Annotated in this window: 20 protein-coding genes; 9 read left to right on the top strand and 11 right to left on the bottom strand. The window is 67.2% G+C overall.

Features of this window, described 5'->3' with window-relative positions:
* Nucleotides 1-5 precede the first annotated feature (5 nt).
* The 5 genes from VAPA_RS03815 to VAPA_RS03800 all read right to left on the bottom strand — a co-directional run bounded on the left by VAPA_RS03815 (nt 6) and on the right by VAPA_RS03800 (nt 8,585).
* Entirely contained in the window at nt 6-1,931 is a 1,926-nt protein-coding gene (locus VAPA_RS03815; protein WP_021005447.1) for a hybrid sensor histidine kinase/response regulator, read from the bottom strand.
* Between the two features lie 150 nt (nt 1,932-2,081).
* Nucleotides 2,082-4,487, bottom strand: a complete 2,406-nt coding sequence (locus tag VAPA_RS03810) for a sensor domain-containing diguanylate cyclase (protein ID WP_021005446.1) — start codon at nt 4,485-4,487, stop codon at nt 2,082-2,084.
* A 29-nt stretch (nt 4,488-4,516) separates the two neighbouring features.
* Nucleotides 4,517-6,070: a putative bifunctional diguanylate cyclase/phosphodiesterase gene (locus VAPA_RS35500; protein WP_329604094.1), complete on the bottom strand. Its 1,554-nt coding sequence runs from the start codon at nt 6,068-6,070 to the stop codon at nt 4,517-4,519.
* Entirely contained in the window at nt 6,019-7,485 is a 1,467-nt protein-coding gene (locus VAPA_RS35045) for a PAS-domain containing protein (RefSeq protein WP_230558959.1), read from the bottom strand. Before VAPA_RS35045 ends, VAPA_RS35500 begins: the two co-directional genes overlap by 52 nt.
* Entirely contained in the window at nt 7,482-8,585 is a 1,104-nt protein-coding gene (locus VAPA_RS03800) for a TRAP transporter substrate-binding protein (protein ID WP_080666777.1), read from the bottom strand. Before VAPA_RS03800 ends, VAPA_RS35045 begins: the two co-directional genes overlap by 4 nt.
* Before the next feature lie 152 nt (nt 8,586-8,737).
* On the opposite strand from VAPA_RS03800, the gene VAPA_RS03795 reads away from it, so the two are divergent.
* Nucleotides 8,738-9,646, top strand: coding sequence for a LysR family transcriptional regulator (locus tag VAPA_RS03795; protein ID WP_021005444.1), 909 nt, complete (start codon nt 8,738-8,740; stop codon nt 9,644-9,646).
* Between the two features lie 70 nt (nt 9,647-9,716).
* On the opposite strand, the gene VAPA_RS03790 is transcribed toward VAPA_RS03795, so the two are convergent.
* On the bottom strand, nt 9,717-10,094 hold the full coding sequence (locus VAPA_RS03790; protein ID WP_021005443.1) for an HU family DNA-binding protein: 378 nt from the start codon (nt 10,092-10,094) through the stop codon (nt 9,717-9,719).
* Between the two features lie 102 nt (nt 10,095-10,196).
* Nucleotides 10,197-11,111, bottom strand: a complete 915-nt coding sequence (locus VAPA_RS03785; RefSeq protein ID WP_021005442.1) for a LysR family transcriptional regulator — start codon at nt 11,109-11,111, stop codon at nt 10,197-10,199.
* A gap of 144 nt (nt 11,112-11,255) precedes the next feature.
* Here VAPA_RS03785 and VAPA_RS03780 point away from each other — a divergent pair, with 144 nt between their 5' ends.
* The 6 genes from VAPA_RS03780 (at nt 11,256) to VAPA_RS03755 (ending at nt 18,477) form a co-directional block, all read left to right on the top strand.
* Nucleotides 11,256-12,239 carry a Bug family tripartite tricarboxylate transporter substrate binding protein gene (locus VAPA_RS03780; RefSeq protein WP_021005441.1) on the top strand — a complete coding sequence of 328 codons (984 nt, stop codon included), beginning with the start codon at nt 11,256-11,258 and terminating at the stop codon, nt 12,237-12,239.
* Between the two features lie 19 nt (nt 12,240-12,258).
* The gene (locus tag VAPA_RS03775; RefSeq protein WP_021005440.1) at nt 12,259-13,782 is read left to right on the top strand and encodes an amidase; all 1,524 of its coding nucleotides are present in this window, start codon (nt 12,259-12,261) and stop codon (nt 13,780-13,782) included.
* A 118-nt stretch (nt 13,783-13,900) separates the two neighbouring features.
* Nucleotides 13,901-16,117, top strand: a complete 2,217-nt coding sequence (locus tag VAPA_RS03770; RefSeq protein WP_021005439.1) for a copper-transporting P-type ATPase — start codon at nt 13,901-13,903, stop codon at nt 16,115-16,117.
* Nucleotides 16,118-16,201: 84 nt separating this feature from the next.
* Nucleotides 16,202-16,420, top strand: a complete 219-nt coding sequence (locus VAPA_RS03765) for a hypothetical protein (RefSeq protein ID WP_230558958.1) — start codon at nt 16,202-16,204, stop codon at nt 16,418-16,420.
* A gap of 176 nt (nt 16,421-16,596) precedes the next feature.
* Nucleotides 16,597-17,703: an SMP-30/gluconolactonase/LRE family protein gene (locus VAPA_RS03760; RefSeq protein WP_021005437.1), complete on the top strand. Its 1,107-nt coding sequence runs from the start codon at nt 16,597-16,599 to the stop codon at nt 17,701-17,703.
* Nucleotides 17,704-17,790: 87 nt separating this feature from the next.
* Entirely contained in the window at nt 17,791-18,477 is a 687-nt protein-coding gene (locus VAPA_RS03755) for a LysR substrate-binding domain-containing protein (RefSeq protein WP_021005436.1), read from the top strand.
* A 40-nt stretch (nt 18,478-18,517) separates the two neighbouring features.
* Here VAPA_RS03755 and VAPA_RS03750 read toward each other — a convergent pair whose 3' ends face one another.
* Complete coding sequence (locus VAPA_RS03750) at nt 18,518-20,644, bottom strand: LamG-like jellyroll fold domain-containing protein (RefSeq protein WP_021005435.1); 2,127 nt, start codon at nt 20,642-20,644, stop codon at nt 18,518-18,520.
* A gap of 234 nt (nt 20,645-20,878) precedes the next feature.
* On the opposite strand from VAPA_RS03750, the gene VAPA_RS03745 reads away from it, so the two are divergent.
* The gene (locus tag VAPA_RS03745) at nt 20,879-22,270 is read left to right on the top strand and encodes a hypothetical protein (RefSeq protein WP_021005434.1); all 1,392 of its coding nucleotides are present in this window, start codon (nt 20,879-20,881) and stop codon (nt 22,268-22,270) included.
* A gap of 31 nt (nt 22,271-22,301) precedes the next feature.
* Here VAPA_RS03745 and VAPA_RS03740 read toward each other — a convergent pair whose 3' ends face one another.
* Together VAPA_RS03740 and VAPA_RS03735 are read right to left on the bottom strand one after the other, a co-directional pair.
* Nucleotides 22,302-22,688 (bottom strand): DUF427 domain-containing protein, encoded by a 387-nt coding sequence (locus tag VAPA_RS03740; RefSeq protein WP_021005433.1) that lies wholly within the window; start codon nt 22,686-22,688, stop codon nt 22,302-22,304.
* Complete coding sequence (locus VAPA_RS03735; protein WP_021005432.1) at nt 22,685-23,374, bottom strand: dienelactone hydrolase family protein; 690 nt, start codon at nt 23,372-23,374, stop codon at nt 22,685-22,687. The genes VAPA_RS03740 and VAPA_RS03735 overlap by 4 nt, the downstream gene beginning before the upstream one ends.
* 341 nt (nt 23,375-23,715) lie before the next feature.
* Between VAPA_RS03735 and VAPA_RS33755 the strand changes: the two genes are divergently transcribed.
* Entirely contained in the window at nt 23,716-24,201 is a 486-nt protein-coding gene (locus tag VAPA_RS33755; protein ID WP_230558956.1) for an SRPBCC family protein, read from the top strand.
* Here the strand turns inward: VAPA_RS33755 and VAPA_RS03730 are convergent.
* The gene (locus tag VAPA_RS03730; RefSeq protein WP_021005431.1) at nt 24,158-25,459 is read right to left on the bottom strand and encodes a methyl-accepting chemotaxis protein; all 1,302 of its coding nucleotides are present in this window, start codon (nt 25,457-25,459) and stop codon (nt 24,158-24,160) included. The genes VAPA_RS33755 and VAPA_RS03730 overlap by 44 nt on opposite strands.
* Between the last annotated feature and the right edge of the window lie 320 nt (nt 25,460-25,779).

The raw sequence follows: 25,779 nt of genomic DNA, 5'->3' as shown, positions 1-25,779 counted from the left end.
CGGCTCTACGCCGCCTTGAAGCGAGGCGGCTCCAGCAGGCGTTCGAGCAAGGCCGAAAGCTTGTCGACGTCGACCGGCTTCGTCAGGTGGGCCCGGAAGCCCGCCTCGAGGCTGGTTTCCCTGTCGCTCGCCTGCCCGTAGCCGGTGACGGCAATCAGCGGCGGCGGGTTGATCATCTCGGAGCGCAGGCGCCGGGCGACTTCATGGCCGCTCAGGTCGGGCAGGCCGATGTCCAGCAGCACCACATCCGGGTCTTGCGCCCTCACTGCCTCGATGGCGGCCAATCCGCCATGCGCGATGCTGGACTTGTAGCCCAGCGCCTCCAGCAGCAGCGCCATGGTCTCGGCCGCATCCACGTTGTCGTCCACCACCAGCACGCGCTGCTCGCCCACCGGCCGCGGCTGCGCCTCCAGCATGGAGACCGGCGCCTGGGTGGTCGGGAACTGCACCACGAATTCGCTGCCCTCGCCCGGCCTGCCGGTGCTGAACGCGCTGACGCGTCCTCCGTGCAGCGTCGTCAGCTGCTGCACCAGGCAGAGCCCCAGGCCCAGCCCGCCCTGCGTCCTTGCCATGTTCTGCTCGCCCTGCACGAACAGGTCGAAGATCCGCTGCAGGTCCTGCGGCGGTATGCCGGGCCCGTCGTCGCGCACGCTGATGTCCGCATCCGTTGCGCTTCGCGAGAGCGACACGTGGATGTTGCCGCCGTTCCCGGTGAACTTTGCGGCGTTGTGGATCAGGTTGCTGACGATCTGGATGACCCGCGCGCTGTCCCCGGCGATCCAGGGGTCCGCGTCCTGCGTCTGGAGGTGCAGTGCCTGCGACTTGCTCTCGATCAGCGGGCGCACCGCCTCGATGGCCTCGGCGATGGCGTCGCGCAGGCAAACCGGCTTGTTCTCGAGATGGATCTTGCCGCTCGTGATGCGGCCCACGTCGAGCAGGTCGTCCACCAGCCTCGTCATCTGCCGCAGCTGCCGGCCGATGATGTCGCGGGTGTGCACGAGCACGGCCGATTCCGATGTCTCGCGCTTGAGGAGCTCCAGCGCGTTCGAGATGGGCGCCAGCGGATTGCGCAGCTCGTGCCCGAGCATCGCAAGGAAGTTCGTCACGCGGCGCCCTTCGTCCTCCAGCGCGGTCACGCGGCGGCGCTCCGTGAGGTCGCGCGTGACCTTGGCGAATCCGCGGTGCCTGCCGGAGGCATCGTGCAGCGCGGTGATCACCACGCTGGCCCAGAACCGGCTGCCGTCCTTGCGGATGCGCCAGCCTTCGTCCTCGAAGCGTCCGTCCCGCAGCGCGTTGCGCAGCTCCTGCTCCGGCCAGCCTGCGGCGGCAACCTCCGCCGGATAGAACCTGGAGAAATGCTGTCCGATGATCTCGGAAGCCTCGTAGCCCTTGTTCTTCTGCGCGCCGAGATTCCAGCTCACGATGTGGCCGCCCGGGTCGAGCATGAAGATCGCATAGTCCTTCACACCCTCCACCAGCAGCCGGAAGCGCTCTTCGCTCATGCGCAGCATCTCGTGCTGGCGGCGGTGCTCGCTGCGATCCCTGGTGATGATCGAAAAGCCGCGGACTTCTCCGCTGGCGCCGGTGATCCGCGTGATGACGACACTGGCCCAGAAGCGGGTGCCGTCGCTGCGCAGGCGCCAGCCCTCTTCCGCCAGGCGCCCCTCCCGGCGCGCCGTTTCGAGTTCGTGTTCCGGCCGGTTCTGCTCCAGCAGTTCGCTCGGATAGAAAAGAGAGAAGTGCCGCCCGAGGACTTCCGGGGCGTCGTAGCCATTGAGCCTTCGAGCGCCCTCGTTCCAGCTGATGACGATGCCGCCAGGATCCAGGACGATGATGGCGTAGTCGGTGACCGCATCGACCATCAGCCGGAAATCGGCGTCGGTCAGAGTGCGTTGGTTCAGGGGTGCCCTCCCCGCGCCGTGATCTGCCATTGCTCTTTTTCCCTTCAGTCGCCGCGGGATCGATGCCATAGCGTGTTGTGTGCCCGCCGTGAAACGATGGTGCCAATTTAGGCCGGCAATGGTTGCTTTTGGCGTAGGACAAGGTCCAGATTGCGCACCGCACGCGCGGTGCTGCGGGCCTCAGGCGCTGGAAGGCTTTTCGCGCGGCCATGACGCACCGCCCGGGTTTGCGGGCCTGGGCGCCGCCATCATGAACCGGTTCTTTCCCTCTTTCTTGGCCGCATAGAGCGCCGTGTCGGCCCGCACGAACAGGGACGAAAGATCCTCGTCCTCCTCCGAGATCGCAACGCCGATGCTGGTGGTGGCCTGCAGCGTGCGGCTGGCCAGATGGAAAGCCGGCCGCATGGCGGCCAGCACCTTGCCGGCGACCACCTGGGCCTCGGCGGCGCCGGTGACGCCTTCGAGAAGGATCACGAACTCGTCGCCGGCGTAGCGCGCCGCCATGTCGGTTTCGCGCACGCTCTCCTTGAGCCGGCGGCCGAACTCCCTGAGCACTGCATCGCCCGCCGCATGGCCCAGCGAATCATTGATCGACTTGAAGTAGTCGATGTCCAGGAACAGCAGGCAGACCGGAAGTCCGGCACGCCGGGACCTGGCCATGGCGTCGCGCGCGTGTTCCTCGAACGACCGGCGGTTGGGCAGGCCGGTGAGCGCGTCCTCGCGCGCGAGGGCATCCAGCTTCACCTGCTTTTGCTTGAGCTCGGTGACGTCGTTCGACAGGATGTACAGCCCGGTGACCGCGCCTTCTGCGTTCCTCTGGGGCAGATAGGTCGTCTGCAAGGTCCGCTCGCCGATCAGCAGGCTGGCGGTCTGCTCGAAGGAGACCACCTCGCCCGCGAATGCTCGCGCCAGGAGCGGTTTGCGGATTTCGTAGTGCGCCTCGCCGAGGGCCTCGTGGATGGGCCGGTTCGTCATCGCGTCCGGCGAGACCCCGAGCCAGGCCTGGTATTTGCCGTTGCAGAAGACCACGCGCTCCTCGAGATCCACCTCGGCAAGAAGCGCCGGCACGTTGTCGGTCAACCCGCGCAGGCGCCGCTCGCTTCCGGCGCTGTGCATTTCGGCCTGCTTGCGCTTGCTCACGTCGAAGGTCATCACGTAGTAGCCGGCCAATACGCCGCCGTCGCGGATGTCGGGCGCAAGATGGCACTCGAAGAAGCCTTGCTTGCCGTTGCGCTCGTAGGTGCCTTCGGTCCGGGTTGGCGTTCCCGCGAGCACCTTGGCAATGCCCGGCACGAGCTGCTGGTAGACGTGGTCGGGCAGCGACTCCCGCATGGTCATGCGCCCGATGTCGGCCGGGGTTCTGCCGCGCATGCCGAGCCCGGCCTTGTTCGCGAAAAGGCAGCGCTGGTCGCTGTCGAAGTACGCAACCACCGCCGGCAGGTTGTCGGTCACGTCGCGCAGGAATCTCTCGCTGGCGGCCAGCTTCTCGTTCGCGGCCTGCCGCTCCATCATCAGCAGGTCGAAGGTTCGCGAGAGATCGCCGACCTCGTCGTCCGGCGGCGCCTCCCGCATGGGCGCGTAGGCGGTGGCGGCGCGCGAAACCTGCATGTGCTCGCGCAGGCGCGACAAGGGTGCGAGCTGCGCCCGCGCGGTCATGAAGGCCAGCCCCCCGGCCAGCAGCGTCAGCAGGAGTGCACCGGCCCAGGCGTAGCGCTCGACCTGCTCGATCCGGGCAAAGGCTTCGTCCCGCGGATACATCGCACCCAGCACCCAGTTGGTCTGGCGGATGCGCTTGAAGGCATAGAGGCCATGGACGCCTGCGCGATCGACGGCCTCCATCGTGCCCTCGAAGCCTGCGATGGCGCGCTCGGTGGCGGCGTTCCGGCCCCCGCCGGCGTCCGCGCGCTGAAGAAGCCGGGACTTGTCGGGATGGTCGATGACGATGCCGTCCGTGTTCGCGATGAACATGTACCCGCTCTTGCCGAACTTCACGTTGGAAAGCTCGCCCAGGAAGTTCTGTTCCTTGAGGTTGACGAAGGCCGAAATGACATAGGCGACGTTGCCGCCGCGATCGAGCACGGGTTCGGTCATGGCGATTTGCGCCAGCCCGCTGACGCGGTTGCGGAATGGCTTCGAGATGATGCCCGCCCGGGCGGCGACCGTGCGCTGGAAGTACTCGCGGTCCTTGATGTTGACCTTGCCGATCGGCTGCGTGCCGTTGAGGTTGGCCACGAGCTCGCCGTCCATGCCGGTGAAGGCCACGTTGTCGAACGCCTCCCTGAGCGACTCATGCTGCATGAGCAGGTCCTGCAGTCCTTCGGCGCCAGCCAGATTGCGGCTCTCGACACCGTCGCCGAAGGTCTTGAGCAAGGTGCGCCGGCTCAGGAACTTCTGGTCCATCGCGTCGGCGATGGCCGAGATCCGCTCGAACTCCTCGCTGGCAATGGCCGCCTGCATGTTGCGCTTCACGAAATAGAGCGCTGCGGCGGTGATGCCCATCGTCGTCAGGAAGACGATCGCCAGCACGCCGGCGGACAGGCGGGCGCGCAGGCTCAGGCGGGGCAGGATGGGGAATGGGAGGCGCATCGCAGTCGCTTGATGAGCGCAGCGCGCGTTCAGTTCGCCATCTCGACATCCAGTTGCGCGTCGAACTGGTCGAGCGGCACCGGCCTGCTGAACAGATAGCCCTGGCACAGCATTGCGCCGTGCGCCTGGAGAAATTCGAACTGCGGCTGGGTTTCGACCCCCTCCGCCACGATCTCGAGGTCGAGGTTGCGGGCCATTCCGATGATGGCCTGGATGATCAGCTCGACCTTCGGATCGATGCCGATGCTCTGCACGAAGAACTTGTCGACCTTGATCTGGTTCAGCGGCAGCTGGGTCATGTAGGAAAGCGACGAGAAGCCGGTGCCGAAGTCGTCCATCGAAAAGCGCACGCCCAGGGTCGCGAGCGACTGCATCTTGTCGATCGTTTCGCTCACCTTGTCCTGCAGCAGGCTTTCCGTGAGCTCGAGCTCCAGCCGCGTCGGGTCCGCGCCGGTTCTTTGGAGCACGTCGCGCACGCGGTCCACGAAATCGTCGGTGCGGAACTGGCGCGCGCTGACGTTGACCGCCAGCCGCAGGTGCCGGCGCCTCGGATCATGGCTCCAGCGCTCGAGCTGGATGCAGGCCGTCTCCAGCACCCACATGCCGATCGGCACGATCAGCCCGGTTTCTTCCGCCAGCTCGATGAAGCCCCCGGGCTGCACCAATCCCCGCACCGGGTGCTGCCAGCGGATCAACACCTCGGCGCCCACGATGTGCCCTTCCGACGTCACCTGGGACTGGTAGTGCAGCACGAACTGCCCGCCTGCCAGCGCCGCGTGGAGTTCGCTCTCCAGCGTCGCGCGGGCGGTGATGGCGGTCTGCATCGAGGCCTCGAAAAAGCGCAGCGCGTCGCCGCCTGCGGACTTGGCGTAGAACATGGCGATGTCCGCCTGCTTCAGCAGATCCTCCAGCGACTGATGCGTGCCGCTGAACACCACGGCGCCAATGCTGCAGGTGCTGTGGTACTGGTGGTCGGCGAGCTGGAAAGACCCGTTCAGCGCCGCGAGGATGGCCTCGCCGGCGGCGTTGGCCTGCATCGCGGCAACGCCGGGGTCGTCGCTGAGGTTGTCGAGCAGCATCACGAATTCGTCGCCTCCGAGCCGGGCGACCGTGCCGCCGTCCTTCAGGCTGTCCTGGAGCCGGAAGGCCACCTGCTTCAACAGCGCATCGCCCGTGGCGTGTCCGAGCGCATCGTTGAGCGTCTTGAAATCGTCCAGGTCCATGAACAGCAGCGCGCCATGGCGCGAGCGGCGGACGTTCGAGTCGATGGTGGCTTGCAGTCGATGCAGCAGCAGCCGGCGGTTGGGCAGGCCGGTCAGGGTGTCGTAGAAGGCCAGATGCTCGATCTCGCGGGCGGCCAGCTTGCTCTCGGTGATGTCGCGCAGGATGACGATGAACCGCGCGGCGGCGCCTTCGCCGATCACCTTGCGGGAGACGGAAATCTCGAACCACGTGGCACCCTTGGCGGTTCTGATCTCGAATTGCCGCCCGGCGGAAAACCCTGTTTCGAAGGCGTCGCGCAGCGCCACCATCACCTCGGCAGCGGCATTCGCCGGCAGCAGGTCCGACATCCGCTTGCCCACGGGCTCCCGCACCTTGAACGCGGGCCGGGGCGGCGCGGCGAATGGAAGCTGTAGCACCGGCCATCGATGCCGGCGTCCATCAGCACGTCGGGCAGGGCGTCCAGCGTGGCCTGCAGCTGCGCCTTGCCTTCGAGGATGTCCGCGATGTGGCGCTTCTTCTCGGTCACGTCGCGGTAGACGCACACCAGGCCGCCGTCCGGCGTGGGACTGTTCACCGCAACGATCACCTGGCCGTTCAGCAGCGTGATCTCCTGCTCGTTCTGCGTCAGCAGGTGGCGCGCGTTCAGCTCCGCGATGCGCTGGAACGGCACCAACGGGGCAAGCAACGGCCCTGCCCAGGGAAAGAAATCCACGAACTGGCGGTTCCAGGTGACGACGCGGTCATTGGGGTCGAGCAGCACGAAGCCATCCACCATGGATTCGAGCGCCTGGTCCAGCGTGGCCTTGGAGCGCAGCAGTTCCGCGCGCGCGCGCCACTGCCGCCGCAGCTGCGCAAGGGCGAAATAGGCGACGGCGAGGATCATCAGCGCGAAGGCCAGGGCCGCAGCCGCAATGACATTGCAGTCCCTGCGCCAATCCGCGAGGGCGGACTCGATCGGAATGCTCGCGACGATCAGCAGGCTTCGATGCAGCGTGGGCCGGGCAACGACGATGGCGGGAGCGCCGCTGAGCCGTGAAAGCATGTGCCGGGGACGTCCGTCCGCATGGTCGGTCAAGGGGGGGCTGAGGATGCGCCCGGCAAGGTCGTCGCGCGGCGGCATGCTGGCCAGCAGCAGCCCGGCCTCGCGCTCCAGCGTGACTTCGAGCCCCTTGATGTTGGCCCCTTGCGCAAGGATCGTGGTGAGCATCGAGACCTGCACTTCGGCCACCGCGACAAGCTTGCCGCCGTCCGCGAGCGTGAGTACGTGCGCGAGGTACAGCACCTGCTGAGAAGTTGCCGGGCTGATCGAGGGCGCGCTGATCGACATCACGGATCCGGGGCGGCCCAGAACCTCCTGCAGGAATCCTTTGGGCAGCTGCACCGCCAGCTTTGCTCCCCGCCGGTCGGACGACCCGACCACCTTGCCCTCCGGGGTCAGGAACGCGACGTACCGCGCCAGCAGGCTCTGGCGAATGCTGGTTTCGATCAATTGCGCGGTCTCGGCCAGCGCAATGTCGCCTGCGATGCTGTCTTCGCTGGATTTGCGCAGAAACTGCCCCAGGCCCGCCAGCAGCGTGTTCACCCCAAGCAGGCTGCGGTTGAGCGCAGCCTCCGAGGTGCCGATGAACCGCACGGCCTGGGCCTCGCTGTCGGCCATCTCCTTTTGGCGCATCTGCCAGGCCATCAAGCCGGCAATGGCGAGCACGGCCACGAGAAACAGCGCCGCAACGCCATAGACGAAGCCGGTGATGCGGCTGGGCAGCGGCTTGGTCACTGCCCGACAGGAGCCTTGATCCCCGCGATGGGACCGACGGTCTGGTCCCAGACCTCTGCGCACACGGCCCCGCAGCGCTGCACCCACCGGGTCAGCACGCTCGTGGCGAAAATCTCGCGTCTGCGCCGTTCGTCATCCGCGGAGGGGCGCGCCTCGACCATCGCGCCTTTGGTGCCCTTCATGCAGGTTGCGGCGCCCGTGTTGCACGCAATGCCGTTGCCGGTGTCGCGCTCCGACTCGTTCCAGACCGCGGCTTCGAGTTTCGGCAGCTCGGCTTTCAACAGGGTCTTCAGGTCCGCAGGGAGGGCGTTCCAGGCATCCGTGTTGGCGCCGAAGACGGCCAGGCCCCAGCTGATGGGCATGGTGTAGAGCGAATTCGTCACCCTGTGCAGGCCCAGCGTGTTGCCGGACATCGCGCCGGTGATGGCGCATTCGGTGTTCTCCGAATTCATGTTGGCCATGAGCTCCGCAAATTCGGTGAAAACGGGTACGCCGTTGAGCGCGCGGATGAAGTCGGCCTGGCTGCTGCCCGAAACGCGAACGCGCCGGCCCGCCAGGTCCGAAAGCCGCGTCACGGCCTGCTTGCAGAAGATCACCTGGGCGGGGTACACATACACCGCGAGAAGCTCGACGCCATGGCGTTCGCGCAGCGTCTTCTCGAGGTAGGGCCGGAAGGCCGCGACCACCCGCCGCATCGTGGGCATATCGGGGTTCAGACCGGCGATGTCGGGCGTGCCCAGTTCCGGATACTCGTTGCTGACCTGGCTCAGCAGCGCGGTGCCGAACGGAATCACCCCCAGCCGCATGAGATTGAGCATTTCCTGCCCGGGCACGCCGGCCTGGTTGAACGGCACGATGCTCGCGCTGTACTTGCCCCCGCTCAGGCGGCGCAGGTCCTGGCTCCAGAAACGCTCCTCATGCAGCGTGTACTGGTTCACGCTCGCCAGCCCGCCCACGATCCGCAGCCCCTGCGCGGACGGCGGCGGCTGCTGAGCCTTGCTGTTCGTTGCAGCGAAAGCAAGAAAAAGAACGGCAACGTGCGTCCAGAGCACGCGTTGCCAAGCAGAAGATTCTTCGCCGGACCTCATGGCCCGGATCATGATGCCGAATTGGGCCTTAAGTCACAAATTTTTTACAAAAATGCCGTTTCTGGCGCCAACCGCCCGGAATCGCGAAAGCACGTTGCGTACAGGGCACAGGAATACCATCCGCAGGGCCGAATTCCCGCCCCATTCATCCAGATTCCAGATCGATGCCAGCGCCCGAGCTTTCCAGCCGCCAACTGCGTGCGTTCACGGCCTTGGCCGAGCAGTGCAACTTCACGCGCGCGGCACAGACCTGCCATTTGTCGCAGCCCGCCTTCAGCGCGCTGATCCGCACGCTCGAGGAAACGCTCGGCGCCCGGCTGTTCGACCGCGACACGCGCAGCGTGCAGCTCACGCCAGAGGGCCGGCTGTTCGAACCCTCGGCGCGGCGGCTGCTGGACGACATGCAGGGCGCCATCGGCGACCTGGCCGACCACGCCCAGCGGCGCAAGGGCCGCGTGAGCGTGGCGGCCCTGCCCTCCCTGGCCGCCGGCCGGCTGCCGGCCATCCTGGCGGAGTTCATGCAGGCGTGGCCCGGCATCACGGTCGAGCTGCACGATGCGCTCTCGGACGCCTGCATTGCCCAGCTGCGCAGCCACCAGGCGGACTTCGCGCTCGCGGCAACGGGCGCCGGCGCCGCCGCGGCCAGCGACCTGCGCGGGCGCAAGCTCTGCGACGACCGCTTTCACCTGGTCTGCCGCAAGGACCATCCGCTCGCCAGCGCCGCCAGGCTCACGGCAAGGCAGCTCGCGCCATGGCCTTTCATCCAGATGGCGCGCAACAGCAGCGTGCGCCAGTCGCTCGACGCGGCGCTGCACCCGCTGCGGCTCAATGCGGTGTTCGAGGTCGAGCATCTGGCCACGGTGATGGGGCTGGTCGAGGCCGGCATCGGCATCAGCGTGGTGCCGGAACTCACGCTCTTCCACTTCCAGCGCGAGACGCTGGTGACGCGGCCGCTGCCGCTGCCCGGCCTCACGCGCACCATCTACCTGGTGCAGCGCCGGGAGGGAAGCCTCTCGGTGGCGGCGCAGACGCTGCACGACCTGATCCTCGAGCGGCTGGGCACGCCGGCCTGACAGCCCGCCCGGGAAAAAAAACGGCCCGAAGGCCGTTTTGCGTGGAGGCAGCCTTGCGGCTGCGATCCATTTACTTCTTGGCAGCCTTCTTGGCGGGTGCGGCCTTCTTGGCCGGCGCTGCCTTCTTGGCTGCGGGCTTGGCGGCTGCCTTGTCGGCCTTGCGCTTTGCAGCCTTGGGGTCGATGGCAGCCTTGAATGCTGCGCCCGGCACGAACTTCGGCACCTTCTGCGCGGCGATCTTGATCTTTGCGCCGGCCTGGGGGTTGAAGCCGGTGCGCGCAGCGCGCGCCACTTGCTTGAAGGTTCCGAAGCCGATGAGCTGCACGGGGTCGCCCTTCTTCACTGCGGCGACGATGGAGCCCGTGACGGTTTCCAGGATGCGGGCGGCTTCAGCCTTGCTGACGTTGTGGGCGGTGGCGATCTTTTCGACCAGTTCGATACGGTTCACTTGAAAATTTCCTTTGGTTTGTTCTCGTCATGTTGCCAATGACGGCGCAGCGGCTGAGGCCGGCTGCAAGCGGCGCGGAGTGTAGCGCACGAGCGGCCGCCCTCAGGCCGAAGCCTTGATGGCATCCGTCAAAAACCGCACGAATGCCTTGCCTGCATCGGGCAACGACCGGCCCGCGAGCGTTTCGACTTCGAGGTGGCGCTCGTTCATTTCGCGGTCCTTCAGCGGGATGGCCACCAGGGCCTTCGACTTCAGCTGCGTGCGGATCGACAGCTCGCCATAGAAGGCGATGGTGCCGCCCCCCGCGGCCGCAAAGCTCACCAGCGCATTCGCATGGTTGCTCGACATGGCCTGCAGGTACTGCAGCCCCTGCCTGCTGCAGCTGATGTCGAGCAGCTGCCGGATGGAGCTGTCCCGCGGCGGCAGGCCCAGCGGATAGGCCACCACCTGGCGCAGGGAGAGCTGCCGCTGCGCTGCCAGCGGATGGTCGCTGGCCATCACGGCGAGGATCGGGCTCGGATGACGCAGCTCGATCCTGATGCCGGGCTCGGGCACCGAGCTCAGGGTGATGCCCACGTCCGCTTCGCCGTCGCGTATGCGCCCGGGAATCTCGCTGGGCGAGCAGACCTCCAGATGAAAGCGGATGCCTTCGTGCCTGGCGCGAAAGCGCGAGATCAGCGTGGGCAGGAAGTCGAACGCAAAGCCCTCCGTGCTCGCCACGCGCACCCGCCCGCTGCGCAGCCCGCGCAGGCCCTGGATCTCGCCGGCCACGCGCTCGATGTCCTGCTGCACCCGCTTGGCATGCGCGGCCAGCAGTTCGCCGGCCGCATTGGGCACCATGCCGCGCGCGTGCCGGTCGAACAGCAGGGTGTCGAGCTCGCGCTCCAGGCGCGCCACCTGCCGGCTCACGGCGGAAGGCGCCACGTTGAGCTTGAGCGCGGCCTCCTTCACCGAACCGGTCCTGACCACCTCCAGGAAGTAGCGGACCGCGGTCTCCTGCAGCGCGTGAAGCGACATGTTTCTTCCTTGTCGCAGTGGGGCGACGAGCGTTGGTCGATTGCCGAATCGGCAATCCACAATTCTAAACATTGCGCTTGTGGCAGCGCGTTGCGGCTCCTAGGATGAACCTGCATCCCCGCTCTGTTCCTCCAGGAGTCCTTCATGAAACGCCTCCCCGCACTGGCCCGCATGGTGCTGTTGTCCTGCCTCGGCCTGGCGCCGCTCGCCGCCCTGGCCGCGGAGACCGGGTTTCCGTCGCGCCCGGTCACGCTCGTGATTCCCTTTCCGCCCGGCGGCGCCACCGACGTGAACGGCCGCGTGATCGCCCAGCGCCTGGGCAAGGAGCTCGGCCAGCCCGTGGTCATCGAGAACCGCGGCGGCGCCGGCACGGTGATTGGCGCAAGCTACGTTTCCAAGGCGGCGCCCGACGGCTACACGCTGCTGATCAGTTCGGGCACCACTTTCACCGTGAATCCCGCCATCCGTCCCAACCTTCCCTACGACCCGGTCAAGGGCTTCGAGCCGATCGGCCTGGCCGGGCGCGTGGGCCTCATCCTGCTTGCGAACAGCGAGGTGCCGGTGCAGACCGTCAAGCAGTTCGTCGACTACGTGAAGGCCTCGCCCGGGAAGTATTCGTACGCGTCCTTCGGCACCGGCACCACCTCTCAGTTCGCCGGCGAGACCATCCTGCATGCCGCCGGCCTCAAGATGACGCACGTGCCCTACAAGGGCAGCGCCCCGGCCATGACCGACCTGATGGGCGGGCAGGTTCCGTTCAGCGTCGACACCGTGAGCGCGGCCATTCCCCAGCTCAAGAGCGGCAAGATCAAGGCCATAGCGGTGACCACGGCCAAGCGCTCGACCCTGCTGCCCGACGTGCCCACCATGGCCGAGAGCGGCTACCCCGAGGTCAGCACCGACACCTGGCTGGTCCTGGCCGCGCCGAAGGGCCTGCCGGCCGAGGTGAAGGCCAAGCTCGAGAAGGCGCTGGCCGCGACCATTGCCGATCCCGACACGCGCGCCAAGCTCAGTGCCCAGGGCCTGGAGCCGGGCTACAGCAATTCGGCCGCCGTGAGCGAATTGATCAACAAGGAATTGCCGCTGATGCGCGCCATTGCCGCGCGCGCCAACATCACCGCAGATTGATGAACGCCCCCGAAGCGACATGAGCAGCCACACCGAATTGATCGAACAATCCGCCGTCGAACTGCGCCGGCTCATCGGCAGCAAGGCGGTCTCGCCGGTCGAGCTGCTCGAAGCCTGCATCGCGCGCATCGAACGCGTGAACCCTTTCATCAACGCCGTGACCGCCACCTGCTTCGAGCGCGCGAGGGCCGAGGCCCGGGCGGCGGAAAGCGCCGTCATGCGCGGCAATCCGCTGGGCCTGCTGCACGGCCTGCCGCTCGGCGTGAAGGACCTCGAGCCCACCGAAGGCCTTCTCACCACCTGGGGCTCCGCGATCTTCCGCGACCACGTGCCGCAGGAAGACATCGAGCTGGTGGCCCGCCTTCGCAAGGCCGGCGCCATCGTGGCGGGCAAGACCAACGTTCCGGAAATGGGTGCCGGCGCCAACTCGCGCAACGAGGTGTGGGGCGCCACCGGCAACCCCTTCGATCCGAACCTGAATGCCGGCGGCTCCTCCGGCGGCTCGGCCGCCGCGCTGGCCTGCGACATGCTGCCCGTGTGCACCGGCTCCGACACCGGCGGCTCGCTGCGCATTCCGGCCGCCAAGTGCGGCGTGGTGGGCTTCCGGCCCTCGCCGGGCATCGTGCCGAGCGTGCGAAAGCTGCTGGGCTGGACGCCCATCTCGGTCGTGGGCCCGATGGGCCGCACGGTGGAAGACGCCTGCCTGCAGATGGCCGCCTCCGCCGGCATGCACGCGGGCGATCCGCTGAGCTATCCGCTCGATCCGCTCAGCTTCCTGAAGCCGGCCGGCATCGACCTGAGCAACCTGCGCGTGGCGTGGACCGAGGACTTCGGCACCTGCGCGGTGGACGACGGCATCCGCGCCACCATGCGCAGCAAGATCGGCGCGATGCGGCACCTGTTCAAGCGCTGCGACAAGGTCGAGCTCGACCTCGGCGAAGCGCACCGCTGCTTCGACGTGCTGCGCGCCGAGGCCTTCGTGGCCGGCATGCATGCCGCCTACCAGCGCGACCCCGCCAGCCTGGGTCCCAACTCCCGCGCCAACTACGAGATGGGCGCGCAGATGAGCCTGCTCGACAGCGCCTGGGCCCAGGCCGAGCAGACCCGGCTCATCAAGCGCTTCCAGGCCACCTTCGCCGACTACGACCTGATCCTCTCGCCCACCACGCCCGTGTCGCCCTTTCCGTGGACGCAGCTGTACGCGGACACCATCAACGGCGAGAAGCAGGCGAACTACTACCGCTGGCTGGCGCTGACCTACGTCGTCACGCTGACGACGCACCCGGCGCTGTCGCTGCCCTGCGGCCTCGACCATGCGGGCATGCCGTTCGGGCTGCAGATCGTGGGTGCCTTCAGGGCCGACCACCAGGTGCTGGGCGCGGCGCACGCCATGGAAAAGGCATTCGCCGCCGACGCGCAGCTGCGCCGCCCGCGCCCCGACCTGGCGTCCTTGCGCGCGGCCGAACCGGCGCTCACCTCGATCGTCACGGCGCCGCCGGGTGCGGGCAGCAGCGCGCCTGCCGCCGCCACCTCCGCCGTCTGAGAAGGCCCAGTGGCCGGCCACCGCGCCGGCCTTGACCTTGACACGGTGTCAACGCGGAAACTGGACATGCGCTCCACATGGCGCGCATCCTCTCTTGTTTTCTCGTTGGAGAGTTCGAATGAACCACGCGCATTCCGGCCCGCCGGAGCACCCGCATCTCGAAAGCCGCCACGCGCCGCACGCACATGCGCCCGTGGGCGAGGCGCCGGTCGAGGCCGCCGGAACCATCTACACCTGCCCCATGCATCCGGAGATCCGGCAGGACCATCCGGGCAACTGTCCCAAGTGCGGCATGACGCTGGAACCCGTGATGCCGACGCTCGAGGAGGGCGAAGACCCCGAACTGCGCGACTTCAAGCGGCGCTTCGTGTGGACGCTGCCGCTCACCATCGCGGTCACCGTGCTCGCGATGGCGGGGCACCGCCTGCAGTGGTTCGAGATGGCCACGCAGAGCTGGATCGAACTGGTTCTTTCGGCGCCGATCGTGCTCTGGGCGGGATGGCCGTTCTTCGAGCGTGCCGTGCAATCCGTTGCAAACCGCAGCCCCAACATGTGGACGCTCATCGGCCTGGGCACCTCGGCCGCCTTCGCCTACAGCGTGGTGGCCACGGTGGCACCCCGCGTGTTTCCCGATTCGTTCATGTCGATGGGCCGCGTGGCGGTGTACTTCGAGGCGGCTGCGGTGATCATTTCGCTCACGCTGCTCGGCCAGATCCTCGAGCTCAAGGCGCGCTCGCAGACCTCGGCAGCCATCAAGTCGCTGCTGGGCCTCGCGCCCAAGACGGCGCGGCGCATCGGTGCCAACGGCGCCGAGGAAGACGTGCCGATCGCGCACGTGCACGTCGGCGACAGGCTGCGCGTGCGGCCCGGCGAAAAGGTGCCGGTGGACGGCGTGGTGGTCGAGGGCGCGAGCGCGGTCGACGAGTCGATGCTCACCGGCGAGCCGCTGCCCGTGACCAAGCGGGTGGGCGACAAGCTCATCGGCGCCACGCTGAACACGAGCGGCGCGCTGGTGATGCAGTCGGAAAAGGTCGGTTCGCAGACCGTGCTCGCGAGCATCGTGCAGATGGTGGTGCAGGCCCAGCGCTCCAGGGCGCCGATGCAGCGCATGGCCGACCGGGTGGCCGGCTACTTCGTGATGGCCGTCATCGGCATTGCGGTGCTGACGTTCTTCGCATGGGGGTTCTTCGGTCCGGCGCCGAGCTGGACCCACGGCCTCATCAATGCGGTGGCGGTGCTCATCATTGCCTGCCCCTGCGCGCTCGGCCTGGCCACGCCGATGTCGATCATGGTGGCCACCGGCAAGGCGGCCACGCAGGGCGTGCTGTTCCGCGATGCGGCCGCCATCGAGAATTTCCGCAAGGTCGACACGCTCATCGTCGACAAGACGGGCACGCTGACCGAAGGCAGGCCGAGCTTCGAACGCGCGGCGGCCCTGCCCGGCTTCACCGAAGACGAGGTGCTGCGCCTCGCGGCAAGCCTGGACCAGGGCAGCGAGCATCCGCTGGCGCATGCCATCGTCCGCGCGGCACGCGAGCGCGATCTCGCGCTGGCCGCGGCCGACGAGTTCGAGTCCAGCAGCGGCATCGGCGTGAGCGGCAGCGTCGGCGGCCAGCGGCTGGCACTCGGCAACACCGCGCTGATGGATCAGCTTGGCGTGCCGGTCGACGCGCTCAGGCCGCAGGCCGAGGCGCTGCGCGCCGAAGGGGCCAGCGTGATGTTCCTGGCCGCCGACGGCAAGCTTGCCGGCCTGCTTGCCGTGTCCGATCCCATCAAGGCCACCACCGTGGAAGCGCTCGCGGCGCTCAAGGCATCGGGCATGCGCGTGATCATGGCCACGGGCGACGGCCTCACCACGGCGCGCGCCGTTGCCGCCAGGCTGGGCATCGACGAGGTGCATGGCGAAGTCAAGCCGGCCGACAAGCTGGCGCTGGTCGAGAAACTGCAGCGCGAAGGGCGCGTCGTCGCCATGGCCGGCGATGGCATCAACGATGCACCCGCACTGGCCAAAGCGGACGTCGGCGTGGCCATGGGCACCGGCACCGACGTGGCGATGAACAGCGCCCAGGTCACGCTGGTCAAGGGCGACCTGCGCGGCATTGCGCAGGCGCGCATCGTCTCCGAGAAGACCATCGCCAACATGAAGCAGAACCTGGGCTTCGCGTTCGTCTACAACGCGCTCGGCGTGCCCCTGGCCGCAGGCGTGCTGTTCCCGTTCACGGGCTGGCTGCTGTCGCCGATGATCGCGGCGCTGGCGATGAGCCTGAGCTCGGCGTCGGTCATCACGAATGCATTGCGGCTGAGAGCGGAAGGCGAAGGCAGGAAGCCCGGCTGACGAACCGCCCCCATCGGGCGCGGGGCCGGCAGCATTCGAATTCGGCCTACATACATTTGGCGCGGGTTGATGCAAGTTGCATGGATGACACAGCCCATCGAACTCATCATCGAGGAGCCAGCCCTCGGTTCATTTGTCTGGCGCCTGCTCGAAACGGATGCGAACGGAGCGAACCCCAAGGTGCTTCGCGACGCCTTCGATCCGGCGGACACCTATGAACTCGCGCTGGCCGCCGGACAACGCGCGCTCCACAGCGAGATTCGCCGCCGGGCGCCGGGCCAGCCCCACGCCCAGGGCGCCTGAGACAGCGCCCGAGCGAAGACAGACTCTCGCACACGGCTGGCCTCGAGGGCCTTGGCCGCCTGCACGATGGTGCCGCCCGGCGCCACCGTGCGAACGCCGCGCGTCATCACTTCGTGAGGCGGGTACGTAAGATTGGCGTCTGCCGGTTTTCCACAACGACAAAAGGAGATCTACAGATGCAGAACGCAACCCTCAAGCCTCGCCGCCGCTTCCTGACGAATGCCGCAGGCTCGGGACTGGCCGCCTTCGCCGGGCTGGCCGGCGCGCAGTCTTTCGACTTCAAGCCCAACCAGCGCTACCCGGACCCGTCGGTGCTGATCCTGGACCCGAGCTTTGCCAAGTACCGCATCTACAGCAGCACCGTCGAGCAGCTGGGCAGCGGCATGCGATGGGCGGAGGGCCCGGTTTATTTTCCGGAGGGCGGCTACCTGCTGTGCAGCGACATTCCGAACAACCGGCTCATGAAGTACGACGAGAAGACCGGCAAGTTCACGGTGCACAAGCACAACGCCAACTACGCCAACGGCAATACGCGCGATCGCCAGGGCCGCCTCGTCACCTGCGAGCATTCGGTCACGCGCCGCGTGGTGCGCACCGAGAAGAACGGCCGGATGACCGTGCTCGCCGACAGCCACGAGGGCAAGAGGCTCAACGCGCCCAACGACGTGGTCGTCAGGTCCGACGACACCGTGTGGTTCACCGACCCGACCTTCGGCATCAATGGCGAGTGGGAAGGGTCCAGGGCAATGCCCGAGCAGGCCACCACCAACGTCTACCGCATCGCGAAGGACGGCAAGCTCAGCGCCGTCATCACCGATCTCGTGAACCCGAACGGGCTCGCGTTCTCGCCGGACGAGAAAAAGCTCTACGTGGTCGAGTGGAAAGGCACGCCGAACCGCAGCATCTGGAGCTACGACGTTGCAGCCGACGGCGCCAGCGTGTCGAACAAGACCAAGCTCATCGACGCGGACGGGCCCGGCGCGCTCGACGGATTCCGCGTCGACCGCGACGGCAACCTCTGGTGCGGATGGGGCTTCAGCGGCGCCTTCGCGCCCGAGCCCACCGACGTGGGCGGTGGCATGAAGGCCCACTTGCCGCTCGGAAAATCCGAAGAGATGGACGGCGTGAAGATCTTCAACCGCGAAGGCAAGCCGATCGGCTTCATCCGTCTTCCAGAGCGCTGCGCGAACCTCGAGTTCGGCGGGCCCAAGCGCAACCGCCTCTACATGACGAGCAGCCATTCGCTCTATGCGCTCTACGTGGAGGCGCACGGCGCGGTCTAGCGTTCGGCCCTCCCGCGCGCTCTTCCGGGCGGGGCGCCGCAACAGGCCGAGAAGTGCGCCACGGACATCGCATCACCCGAAATCCTCATGGCCTCCATCGAAGAGAAGAGTCTTTCGCTCGGCGCCTGCTCGGCCAGCGGCGGGCCCAAGATGCGCCTGGTGGCCAATTCGTCCGCGGTGCAGCAGTTCCTGCCTTCGGAGATCAGCAGCTTCTCGCGCCGTGCGCCCGAGACGCGCGTCGACCTGATGGAGGCCTTCAGCTGCGACATTCCCCGCCTCGTGGCGAATGGCGAGGCGGACATCGGCGTCTACCACGCCGCGCATCCGGCCTCCGGCGTGGTGTCGCTGCCCTATCGCACGGACCGCGTCGGGCTCGTCGTGCCGGTGGGCCATCCGCTGTGCATGCGGGAAAGGCTGCGGCTGGAAGACGCGCTCGACTACGACTTCGTGGGCTACTTTCCGCGGCACAGCCTGGAAGAGTTCATGCAGCTGATCGGCGCGCCGCTGCCGCGCCCGCTGCGCGTGCGCGCACAGGTGTCGAATACCGAGGCACGATGCGACCTGGTGCGCGAAGGCCTGGGCCTGGCCATCGTTCCGGTCGGCATCGCGGTCCACTACGAGGCACGGATGGGCCTGATCGTGCTCCCGCTGGACGACGACTGGGCGCACCGGCAGCTCTGGGTCTGCGTGGCCGACCGGGCGGCACTGTCGCCGGCGGCGCAGGAGTTCCTGGCCCACCTGGTGTCCGATGGCAGCCTCGGCAAATCGGCCTGAGGCCAGCGCTGGACCAGAACCCGGCCCCTGCGCGCCGGCGCTAGGCCAGCAACGAAATCTCCGCAGCGCTCAGCGCGCCCTGGTACACGCGGAAATCGTCGAGGCGCCCGCGCAGCGGCGGATCGTTCGGATACTGCGAACGCCCGAGAAAGTTCTGCGTCGTCTCTCCGAGTTCGCAGGGCGCGAAGGTCATCTGCGCATTGCTGCCGGCCACCGCACCATCGATGTACAGCGTGCCGAGCGTGCCGGACAAGGTCACCGCCACATGCACCCAGCGGCCGGTCGGCAGCGGCGACGAGCCTTCGATCATCTGCATGTTGTAGCCGTGGACAGGAGAGATCGCATAGCGCACCGTGCCGGCGTTGCTGCGCGGCGTCAGCATCATGTAGCGGCGCTCGCCGGAGCCGAAGTCGAAGACGCGCGACCAGGTCGCAATCTCGTCCAGGTGCACCCGGCATGCGATGGTGAAGTCGGCCACGTTCTTCAGCAGGCCCACGGGAAGGTCCGCGTAGTCCGCCGCGTTCTGCGTCTCGCCGAAGCCGAGCTGCAACAGCAGTTCGGCCTTGATGGGAGCCCTGGCCTCGTCGGAAGGGTCGCCTTCTCCGGCCGCGGTCAGCGCAACCACCGCATAGTGGTACACCACGCCGGGCGCGACAGTGCTGTCGGTGAAGGTCAGCGTATCGCTGATGCCCGTGGCCACCGTGGCGTACGGGCCGCCCGCCACGGTGGCGCGCTTGACCGAGTAGCTCAGCGCGCCCGTGCAGCCCCACCACGACAGCTCGACCTGCGATCCATGCACCCGCGCGGTGAGCCCGCTCGGCCGCACGGGCGTCGCGATCGGATCGCGTGTGTAGGTGAGCGTTCCGAAGCCGAGCTGGTCGCCATTGCCGCCGTCCGATTCGGGCCGCATCTGCGCGGCCTGCAGCGCGGTGTAGGGCGTGGCGATGCCCAGGCGGTTCGCATAGTGGTTGTAGACGCTTTCCCAGATGCCGCGCTGGTGGCCGAGGCCGCTGGTCGACAGCACGGTCTTCGTTCCCTGCCGGTTGGCGCTGGTGAGGAAGGGCACGGTGTAGAAGTTGCCGGCGCCGTCGCGCAGGTTGGACTTCGCCACGTATTCGGCGCCGGCAAGGAAGCGGTTGTTCTCGTAGCCGTAGATGTCGTCGCCCTGGTTCCACGCCATCTCGCAGAATGCGCCCGCCAGGCCGATGCCCAGCGTGCAGTGGCCCTGGTCGCGGCCGCTCTCCTGCCATTGGCCAAGGTAGCCGGGATGCACGTGGTAGACCGCCTGCAGGCCCGCGCCGTTGCCCGCGCCGTTCCTGTAGTAGTCGAGCGCCTCGTCGTAGATGTCCTGCCGGTCGCACAGCACGCCGATGGCCAGGATCGAGCCCATCGCGCACTGGTCCCAGTTGGCCCAGTAGTTGGTGATCTCGGAGCCGTTGTGATTGACCAGGAAGCTGTGGTTGAGCGGATAGAACACGGTCAGCATCATGTTCTGGAAGCGCGCGAGGTCGCTGGCCGCCCATCCGGCGTAGGACCGCATGATCTCGGCCGCGTTCGCGAACTGCTGGCCATAGATCCCCGCGGCCAGGAAGCGGTCCGCATTGCCTTCGATCGACGTCAGCGTGGACGACCACGCGTTCAGGAACACAACCGCCAGGTCGGCATAGCGTGTATCCCCGGAAACCTTCCAGCGCAGCGCGAGCTGGTAGGTCCGCGCGATGTCGATGTACATCTGTGCGAAGTTCTGCCCGTCGCCGCCGCGTATCACCGTGGCCAGCGGCCGCGGGGTGGCGCCGAGCTGAGAACGGCCGTTGGATATCAGCGCATTCCATCCGGCGAGCCAGGGCTGCGCATTGGCCGCGACCTTCAGGCGCATGCGCTCGAAGTCGGCTTCGGTGTGCAGCAGGCCGGGATGCGCGAACTTTCGCGCCTGCGGTGCAGGAGGCGCCGCGTCGGGCACGGTCGCGGGGGCCGGGGCGGCCGCCACGGCCGATGCATCCGCCGGCGGCGCACTGCCCAGCGCGCCGAGGCCGCCCGCTGTGCCGCCGCCGCCGCCACCACCTCCTCCGCAAGCGGTGGTGCCCAGGGCGACGAGGCTCATGGCGCCCACGCAAAATGCACGGCGGTCCAAGGGATTGATGTTGTCTTCGCTGTTTGGCTGATGCATGTCGGATCGAGTTTTGTTAAATCTCGTTACTGCAACATGCATGCCCAATCCGCGGATGCATCCTTTCCTATTCGCCGCATGGCCGGACCGGGACGCAACGGCGCCGCGAACGTGCAGGAAGATGCGCCCCAGATGACATTCAGTGTCACCCGTGGCGCCGATGCGCTCAGAAATGTCATGCCATGCAGCCATGGCGGCCCTCGTCTTCTCAGGACGTCCAGCAGCAGGATTCGAATGGAATTGCAGCAGCAGCACCTTGACGCCGTTCTCCTGGCCGCCTTGCGCGCCGCACCGCGCAGGTACCGCCTGCCGCCCCTGCCGGCCAATGCGGAGGCGGCCGTGGCCGGCGGCACGGAAGCCGCGCTCGCCTTTGCGATAGAGGCTGCGCGCATCGAGAAGGCATCGCCTGCATCTTCGCCCGGCCACGATGCCATACAAGCGCTTTTCACCCGCGCGCTGGCGCAGTTGATCCGCGAGGCGCTCGCGCCCGAACGCGGCGACCCGGCATTCCAGGCCGCCATGCTGCAGGCGCAGGATGCGGCGGTGCATGAGCACGTGCAGCTTTCCAGGCAGCGCGCGGCCGATCGGCGCAGCGTGAGGATGGCGGCCGATGCCATCGCGCACCCTGGCAAGCTGCGGCGCGAACCGGCCGGAGCCGTGCGCGACGCGCTGGCCCGTCTGCATGGCCTCGCGGCAACGGACGCGTGGACGGAGCTTGCGCGAGCCATCGAGCAGTTGCTGGCGCAGGAACTCCCCGGCCCCGGAAATTTTCAGGCGCCGTTGGAGGCGATCCGTTCCAGCCCCGCGCTGCAGCGGCTGGAACGCGGCAGCGAGCTGCTCCGGTTCGAGAGCGTGCAGCGCTACCAGGCGCTGTGCGAACGGCGCGGACCGCTCGCGGGCAGTGATGCCGCGGCCGCCGAAGGGCGCGCATCGGCGCAGCAGGGCCGGATCGCCGAACACGCCGCGGTCGAGGCGTTCCGCAAGATCGCCGATTCGCTGAATCGCCATCGCAAGGGAGCCGCCATCTACCGCGTCGCACGCGGTCTTCGCACGCCCCGCGGGTTTCCGGGAGAAGCGAACAAGGCGAAGGAAGAATGGGACGCCGCGATCGTGCGCGGCGATGGGAACGGCGCCGCCGACCTTGTTCTCCTTGCCGAAACCAAGGCATCTCCCGCGGCCGCCACGTCCGACTTTCCGCGCCTGCTGCGCGGCCTGCGGCGCCTTGCGCAGGCCCACGCCGAAGCGGTTTACGCCTTTGCATCGGCCGACGGCGAGCAGCGCATCCTTGGCACCTCGCTTCAGGGCCTGCGCCCGATCCGCCGCCTGTTGCCGCCCCACGTGATCTATTGCTGCTCGGCGCCGCTCGAAGCCTTGCCGCAGCCGCTGGGCGCCGCAACGAAGGCCGTGCTGCTCGCCGAGCCCGCGAGCCTCGCCTTCGCGCAGCAGCTCGCGCGCGGCGAGGCGCCATCGCATGCCGCGCTGGCCCCGGTATGGAATGCGCTGGCCACGGCGCCGCGGCTGCAGTCCGCATTGCACCAGTACGAAACTGCACAGAAGGCGCGCGCGGCCATGCTGCATCCTGACGACCTGCTGGCGTCCGTGGAGCGCGGCCTCCATCCATCCTGAGTGGTCAGCGCCTTCGCCGAAGCTCGGCAGTTCAGCTGTTCGGACGAACGTGGATCTCCGGAAACCTGTCGTCGTAGAAAGCCATGCGGCCCTTCAGCGCCTGGTGCTCGTCGTACGGATCTTCATACGACCAGATCGCGTCGTCGAGCCGCCGTTCGCCCACGTTCAGGCTGTAGTAGCTCGCGGTGCCCTTGAACGGACATTCGGACGTGGTTTGCGAGCGCATCAGCTTCTCCGTGCGAACGTCGGTGCGCGGAAAGTAGTAGCGCACCGGCGACTTGTCCTCGACAACCTTGATCACGTCCGTCGAGCTCGCGACGACCACGCCTTCGACCTCGACCTCCATCGGCTGCTGCCGCAGCGGCTCTTCGCGGACCTGGTGGCCGGGCCATTTCTGGTGCCCTGGTGATTTGCTCATCTTTTCGTACTCCTGGAGGGATCGAGATGGTCCCGGAACCAGTCGCGTGCCAGTTTCGAGACCGCGCCAAGGGCGTCGGGCTCTTCGAACAGATGCGTTGCGCCGGGCACGAGCGAAAGCCGCTTCTCGCAGCGCAGCGCCGCAAGGGCTTGCCAGTTCATGTCGATCACGGGTCCGTCGCTCCCGCCGACGATCAGCAGCGTGGGGGCGCGCACGCGCTCGAGCGCCTGCCCGGCCAGGTCGGGCCGCCCGCCGCGGGAAACCACGGCGTGCACCGTATCGGGCCGCTGCGCCGCCGCCACCAGCGCGGCACCGGCACCTGTGCTCCCGCCGAAGTAGCCGATCCTCAAGCCGGCGGTCGGCTCGTAGCCGCGCAGCCAGTCGGTCAAGCCGACGAGCCGGTCGGCCAGCATGTCGATATCGAAGCGCAGCTCCCGCGTGCGTTGGTCGACAGCCTCTTCGTCGGGCGTCAGAAGGTCGACCAGCAGCGTGGCCAGCCCTGCCTCGTTGAGGCTCGCCGCGACCTCGCGGTTGCGCGGGCTGAAGCGGCTGCTTCCGCTGCCATGCGCAAACAGCACGATCCCGCGGGAGGCCGCCGGCAGCCCAAGGTCAGCCTCCAGTGTTACGGACGAACGCAGGGGAATTCGGAGCGCGCGGCGCTCGAAGGTTCTGGATGGGGGGTCCAATTTTGGCTTCCTTTTGCGCGAGGCACTTCACACTTTGCTCGGCCTCGCCATCGGTCACCTTATTTTTTTGCGGCTGTTCTTCTGTAGGGCGATGCTCACATTCGCGTAGGTGCAGTGGAGCGTTGCATATTGAAAGAAAACCGCGCCGCAGGTGGGTCAATGGCGCCGAGTGCTCGTGGTGCGAGGCGCTCCATGCCAAGATTAATTTGCAGGCGCGGCATCGAGTCCTGCAAAGGAGGCAGCCATGAAAGTCGAGATCACAAAAGCGCCTGTGGCAAAGACGGAGATGCTCATCCGCAAGCCCGCCGCAGAGGTGGTTCGGGGCGTTCATCGATCCCCGTGTGACAACCAACTTCTGGTTCACCAGGAGCAGCGGCCGGCTCGAGACCGGTCATGAAGTCAGATGGGACTGGGAGATGTATGGAGCATCCACATCGGTGCTCGTGAAAGACATTGAAACCGACAAGCGCATCGTGATCGAGTGGGACGGATACAGCGGCCGCACGACGGTCGAATGGAAGTTTTCCGCACGCGAGGATGGAACGACCTATGTCGTCATCACAGAGTCTGGCTGGACAGGTGATGGAGACGAACTCGTCAAGTACGTTGCCGAGTCGACACAAGGCTTCACCTGGACGCTTGCAGGGCTCAAGGCGTTTCTTGAGCATGGCATCAAGCTGAATCGTGTCGCGGACAAGAACCCGATGCGCACAAGGCTGGCTGGCAGCCGGCCTGACGGTTCATCGCGGACTGCGCGGCCACGCGCGGGACACGCACTCGGGCTTAGAAAGTTTCCCAGTCCCCGCTGGCTGCGGACGTCCCCGTGATGGCAGCCGCCGGCTTGCGCTGCGGAGCGGCGGCAATGGCGCGCCGAACCGGCGGGACCGACTGCACGACAGGCCGCGCCTGAACGGGCACAGGCCGGGGCAGCGCCACGGCGAGCTCCTCATCGTCATCGAGCTTGAAGGTTGCCACCACCTGCGACAGGCTGTCGGCCTGCTCCTGCAGCGATTGGGCCGCGGCCGCAGCCTCTTCGACCAGCGCCGCATTCTGCTGCGTCACCTGGTCCATCTGCGCGATCGCCTGGTTCACCTGCTCGATGCCCTGAGCCTGCTCGTGACTCGCCGCCGTGATCTCGCCGATGATGTCGGTCACGCGTTTGACACCGCTCACGATCTCTTCCATTGTCTTGCCCGCTTCGCCCACGAGCGCGCTACCCACGTCGACCTTGCCGACGGAGTCGTCGATCAGGCCCTTGATTTCCTTGGCCGCTGCGGCCGAGCGTTGTGCCAGGCTTCTCACTTCCGACGCAACGACCGCGAAGCCGCGGCCCTGCTCGCCCGCGCGCGCGGCTTCGACAGCCGCATTGAGCGCCAGGATGTTGGTCTGGAACGCGATGCCGTCGATCACGCCGATGATGTCGACGATCTTCCGGGAAGAAGCATTGATCGACGCCATGGTGTCGACCACCTGCCCCACGACGCTGCCGCCCTTGACCGCCACTTCGGAGGCCGAGAGCGCAAGCTGGTTGGCCTGCCGCGCGTTGTCCGCGTTCTGCTTGACGGTGCTCGTGAGCTCTTCCATCGAGGCCGCGGTCTGCTCGAGCGAGCTGGCCTGCTCTTCTGTGCGCGAGGACAGCTCCTGGTTGCCGGCAGCGATCTGCCCGGATGCCACCACGATCGAATCGGTCGATGCCTTGATGCGCGTCACCACGTCCGTCAGGGTGTCTTCCATCTCACCCATGCCGCGCAGCAGCCGCCCGAAATCGCCGCCGCGCTCGGTCTCGAATTCCTTGCTGAGGTCGCCCGAGGCCACGGTCTCCGCGATGAAGATCGCTTCGCCAAGCGGCTGCATGATGCTGCGCGAAAGCCAGACGCTGCAGCCGATGCCCGCCAGCAGCGCGAGGAGCCCGAAGCCCACCATGAGGTTCTGTGTCGACTCGATACGCCGTGCGAGTTCCGGGGCGATGCCGCCGCCAGCGATGTCCTGGAGGCATGCGATGCCGATCACGAGCCCTGTTGCCATCAACAGCAACACGATTCCGAACGCCGCGCCCAGCTGGGCGCTGATCTTCCAATTGCGCATGTGCTTTTCCATACGGCTCCGATGCGGGGCCAGTAACCAGGGATATCGGCAGTGCTGCGCGGAAACTTGAGGGTCCAGATCCAAGCGTAAACCCGCGGTTCGAAAAACTGTGGGCCGCTTCGAAATGGAAAAAGCCCTAAGCAGTTGATTTACTTAGGGCTTTTTGATTTTGACGGACGTCTGCGGACGACCTCAAAATGGTGAATGGTGAATGGTGCGACCACCGGCTCCCCGACTTCACGATCGACGATGCTGCCTCCATTCATTCCGCTCGCAGAGCAAGCCCACACGGCCGCTGCATAGACTTCCTCACGGCCCAA

The organism is Variovorax paradoxus B4, from assembly GCF_000463015.1.
Lineage (GTDB): Bacteria > Pseudomonadota > Gammaproteobacteria > Burkholderiales > Burkholderiaceae_C > Variovorax > Variovorax paradoxus_E.
Note: the sequence above shows the minus strand (reverse complement) of the source record. Positions and strands in the feature narration are given on the sequence as shown.